The sequence below is a fragment of the Paenibacillus sp. 01T422 genome (assembly GCF_056398785.1).
On sequence record NZ_JBFTQB010000506.1, the window covers coordinates 1 to 5,315 of the forward strand.

Genomic DNA, 5,315 nt, shown 5'->3' on the forward strand with positions numbered 1-5,315 from the left:
ATTTAACGCAACTTAGATTCTAACGGACGGAGTGAAAGAGGTTGGGACAAGGATTGGAGTATGATGACGACTATTTGGAGCTATTTGATACCTGGATGAAGGATCAGGGGTTTACCAAAAGAACGCAGCAAGCGTACTTAGGTGATGTTCGATTATTTCTTTCGTCGATGGATAAATCTTTATCTAACATAGAAGCCATAGATATTATGCGATTTCTGACTAAGATGCGTCAGGGCGGGGCAGGCGATGCTGCACGTAATCGATACTTGTCATCGATCCGGACTTTTTTCGCCGCATTGATCGAGCTTCAATTGGCGACGAACAATCCCTCTCTCAACATTAAGAAATCGAAGGTCGAGAAGAATCAAATCCCAACGTTCCTAAGCGAACAACTGCTGTCTGTTTTCCTGCAATCGATTGAGGGAAAATATCAGATTCGCAATGTAGCCATGTTTCTTTTGATGAGTTACGCAGGACTTCGGGTAAGTGAGCTGCATCGATTAAATACATCGGATTTTAACCTGACGACTAAGTCATTGCTTGTATATGGTAAAGGTCGAAAATGGCGCTTAATTCCTTTACCGGATGAATTGGTAAAAGTGCTGAATAAAGCGCTGGCAGAGCGGTTGGATTCACGCAACAAAGGCGAGCAGCCATTTTTCGTCTCACAATTTGGGCGCCGGATCAGCATTCGGATGATTCAAACAATCGCGGAGAAACATTTTGAAGAACTTAAGAAGCATTATGCCGAGCTACAAGGGAAGTCCGCCGGGATGGGGATATAACGATATAAAATAGTTAAATTAAGGTCATATTTTTCTTTTTCGGCGCATATAAGGCAACAGAGGGATTAAACCTTAGCATTAAGGGCATTGGTAGGAGGCATCCAAATGGCCATGCAACCCCCCATCTTACGCGGCGGTGACACCATAGGAATTGTTACGKTAGGAAGTCCGCTAGACGCTAGTATCATTGATGCAAGAATATCAACACTCGAAGGTATGGGATTTGAAGTGCTTGTGGGGAAATATGCGTATTCTTACGGTGGAATCGTTGCTTCCTCAGCTCAGCAGCGCGCAGAAGATTTCATGGCAATGATTTCAAATCCTCAGGTCAAAATGATATTGCCGGCCAGGGGAGGCACTGGGGTAAGAGATATTTTACCGTATTTGGACTATCAGTTGATTAACAAACATCCCAAAATCATTACAGGTTACAGCGATATTACCATCTTATTGAATGTACTCAATCAGTTTTCAAATTTAATAACCTTCCAGAGCCTTCTTTTAATTGATTTTACCGCTACTACACCAGCGTATAACTTTGATCAGTTTTTCGCGGCAACATCGACTATATCACAAAGCAGAGTGATTCAAAATCCACCTGGTATGCAGTTAAAAAGCTTAGTGCAAGGCAATGTACGAGGGCAAGCTGTCGGAGGAAATCTGACCTCATTCGTAGGATCCCTAGGAACGCCGTATGAAATAAACACAACAGGGAAAATCGTGATTATCGAAGAGACAGATGAACCAACGAATACGATTTATCGCTATTTGACGCAATTGATCATGGCTGGCAAGTTCCAACATTGCCAAGGGATTATCATGGGCCAATGCACGAATTGTTCTGTTTCGTATTCAACGAATTACGAGGATCTAATCAACGGTGTTATGTACCCGCTAGGCAAGCCTCTCATGACGAATTTTAGTACAGCGCATGGATTTTATAAAGCTGCAATTCCAATCGGAGCTATGGTGGATCTCGATACATTCAATAACACCCTTACAGTTCTAGAACCTACAGTTAAAATGTAGCATGAAAATTTGTTTACATAATATTAATTATGTAATGAATGTGATAACCCTGACTCTAATAGGAGACAGGGTTATTTGAATTCAAGAGGGAAGACTTTACACTCTGTCTTGTTTTCCCATTAATTTCGGAACACTTTGTATAATGTAATACACCCAAGGTGTTATATAATATAACATATACAGTTATTGTAAATAACACATCTATAACAAAGTGATAGGGTCAAGTTGAGGAGGAGCATGATGAATTCAGAGCTTTCTCGGCAAAAGGTGGAAATATCATTGGATGGCGTATGTAAGGTGTTCGGAAAAAAAGGGAGGCAAGTGACAGTCCTCCAGGACATCACATTCGATGTGCACCAAAATGAATTCGTATCCTTGCTTGGCCCAACGGGCTGCGGTAAATCAACGTTGCTGCGTATCATGGCAGACTTGCTTCAGCCGTCCAGCGGTCAAATTATCATTGAGAAAGAGCACCCGCGGGAAGTACGCTTGCGCAGAAAGTTCGGAATTGTCCTGCAGCAACCAACGTTATTTGAGTGGCGAACCGTGCAGGAGAATGTTGAACTCCCCCTCGAGGTATTAGGTCAAAGCCGCTCGGAGTATAGACATACGGTCGATCAGCTGCTTGAAACAGTTGGTTTGACCAAGTTTAAGGATTATTACCCTTGGCAGCTAAGTGGAGGCATACAGCAAAGAGTCGCTATTGCGCGTGCTTTATCCTTGGATCCGCCTATATTGTTTATGGATGAACCCTTTTCGGCGCTGGATGAGTTTACGAAGGATAAGCTGCAAGTCGAACTGCTTGCGATTAAGAAAAAAACGAAGAAAACCATCGTTTTTGTTTCTCATAGCGTTTCTGAAGCCGTCTTCCTATCGGATCGAATCCTTGTCTTAACGGCTCATCCTGGACGCATACACGCGATTCATCACGTTGGTCTTGGAGAGGAACGAACCGCACAAACTCGAGAATCAGACCCGTTTCAGGTGTTATCCGCAGCCATTCAAACCAGCTTATACAAGGGGCAATTTCATAAATCTGAATGAAATAAACATTTAACATTGCCCCCAAGGGATGTCTCTCTCTTTTTATACATAGAAATAAGATAGGAGATTTTTTTTGCAAGGATTACGAGGAGAGGAGGCTTTCTATGCCGAGTAATGAAATGGGTGATCTGCCGACCAAGGAGGAGCTGCTTGAGAAAGATCGCAAGTATGTGTGGCATCATATGGCTGCACATAACGAGAATCCTATGATACTTGCTTCCGGTGAAGGGAGCTGGGTGACCGATGTGGACGGCAACCGTTATTTGGACGGCATGTCCGGGTTATGGTGCGTGAATGTAGGTCATGGACGGAAGGAGATTGCCGAGGCTGCTGCTGCACAAATGATGAAGCTTGCCTATGCCACCATGGTGCAATCTCACATTCCGTCTATCGAGCTGGCTGCGAAAATCAATGAGTGGCTGGATGGCGATTATCGGATTTTTTTCTCTAACTCGGGTTCGGACGCTAATGAAGTGGCTTTCAAAATCGCCAGGCAATATTACCATCAAAATGGGAAGCCTACGAAGCACAAGTTCATTTCGAGGCATCGCGCCTATCATGGGAATTCAATGGGGGCACTAGGGGCAACGGGGCAAGCACAGCGCAAGCTGAAATATGAACCGCTTGGCGTGGGGTTCCAGCATGTTCCACCTCCGTACTGCTATCGTTGTCCTTTCGGCCAAAAGCAGGGAAGCTGCAGTCTGCAATGTGCCAAGGCCATTGAAGATGTCATCGTGTGGGAAGGACCAGATTCCGTTGCTGGAGTCATTATGGAGCCAGTTATTACGGGAGGAGGCATGATTGTTCCACCGGACGAGTATTTGAAGACGGTTCGCAGCATATGTGATAAGTATGACGTTTTGCTCATCGTTGATGAAGTGATTTGCGGTTTTGGCCGTTCCGGCGAGAAATTCGGTCATCTCAATTATGGGGTAAGACCAGATATTGTAACGATGGCCAAAGGCATGACAAGCGCTTACTCACCGCTATCGGCTACGGCTGTTTCAGAGGAATTGTATGATTCATTCAAAAATAACCAAGATCCCACAAGTCATTTACGCCATATTAACACGTTCGGCGGCAATCCAGTGTCCTGTGTTGTTGCGTTAAAAAATATTGAAATTTTAGAAAAAGAAAATTTGGTGGTACGTTCCGCTCATATCGGTAAAGCTTTTACAGACGGCTTGAAGCCACTGATGAATCATCCGCATATAGGTGATATTCGAATTTTTGGATCGGCAATGGGTATTGAACTAGTTGAAGATGTGCGGACCAAGCAGCCTGCAACAGCAGAGCGGGTAATGAGCATCATTGCGGCTTGCAAGCAAAAGGGGCTATTGATCGGGAAGAATGGGGATACCGTTCCTGGTTACGCAAACATTCTTACCTTAAGCCCGCCATTCTCTTCAACAGATGAGGATATTTCATTTATCGTAGACACTTTACTTGCTGTGTTCGATGCCAATTAGGAGAAAGGATGAAGGACATTGTCTACAACCCCTCGGATACAAATTAACACTTCACGTTTACATCGGCATATTTATGAACTTTCACAAATTGGAAAAATCGGTGAAACTGGCGTGTGCCGGTTGGCGCTCTCCAAGGAAGATCGTGAAGGCGTGGAACTTGTCAAACAGTGGATGGAAGCTGCGGGCATGGAAGCTCACATCGATCCATTCGCCAATCTCATTGGGAAGATGAGAGGTCGCAATCCAGATGCTCCAGTCCTCATGCTTGGATCGCACATCGATTCACAGCCGTATGGTGGAAGATTCGATGGCGCAATTGGTGTGCTTGGCGCGATTGAGGTGGTTCAAACTCTAGTAGATGCTGGTCAAACACCTGAGTGCGATATCGAGGTTGTGGCGTTCTGTGATGAAGAGGGATGCCGTTTCAATAAAGGCTTGTTCGGTGTCCGTGGAATGACAGGCAAGCTGGAAGACAATGAGCTCGAGCGGATGGATAAAACCGGCGTTACCCGCCGGGAAGCATTAATAGAATTCGGCTGTGACCCTGCAGATTTCGAAGGTTATACGTTTCAGCAAGGACGCATCGGCACATTCCTGGAGCTGCACATCGAACAAGGACCGATCCTCGAAGCGTTGAATGAGCCAATCGGTATCGTTACGGGCATTTCGGGTCCGTTGTGGCTCACAGTTGAGATGACCGGTTTTGCAGGGCATGCTGGCTCGGTGCCGATGTCGATGCGCCATGACGCGCTGCTGGGCTGTGCCAAGATCATTGTTGCGCTCAACGAGCTTGTGCAGCAAGTACCAGGTGCTCCGACCGTTGGAACAGTGGGCTCACTGACTGTTTTTCCGGATTCCCGGAACATCATTCCCGAGAAAGTGTCCTTCACGATTGACTTGCGCGATATCGATTTATCCCGTCGCAATGCGCTCGAAACGGAATTGTTGAGTGTGATCGAGAACGTTTCCAGGGAGCATGGGCTTACCT

Annotated in this window: 5 protein-coding genes; all 5 read left to right on the top strand. The window is 45.5% G+C overall.

Going from position 1 to position 5,315, the window contains the following annotated elements; genetic code table 11:
- Window positions 1-41: 41 nt before the first annotated feature.
- A complete protein-coding gene (locus AC1DUA_RS24465) occupies window positions 42-785 on the top strand; it encodes a tyrosine-type recombinase/integrase (protein ID WP_477502240.1) in 744 nt (247 codons plus the stop codon).
- A gap of 105 nt (window positions 786-890) precedes the next feature.
- On the top strand, window positions 891-1,814 hold the full coding sequence (locus AC1DUA_RS24470) for a S66 peptidase family protein (protein ID WP_477502241.1): 924 nt from the start codon (window positions 891-893) through the stop codon (window positions 1,812-1,814).
- Between the two features lie 240 nt (window positions 1,815-2,054).
- The gene (locus tag AC1DUA_RS24475; RefSeq protein ID WP_477502242.1) at window positions 2,055-2,858 is read left to right on the top strand and encodes an ABC transporter ATP-binding protein; all 804 of its coding nucleotides are present in this window, start codon (window positions 2,055-2,057) and stop codon (window positions 2,856-2,858) included.
- Window positions 2,859-2,962: 104 nt separating this feature from the next.
- A complete protein-coding gene (locus tag AC1DUA_RS24480; protein WP_477502243.1) occupies window positions 2,963-4,327 on the top strand; it encodes an aminotransferase in 1,365 nt (454 codons plus the stop codon).
- An 18-nt stretch (window positions 4,328-4,345) separates the two neighbouring features.
- Window positions 4,346-5,315 (top strand): hydantoinase/carbamoylase family amidase (locus AC1DUA_RS24485; RefSeq protein ID WP_477502244.1); only part of this gene is annotated, 970 nt, incomplete at its 3' end.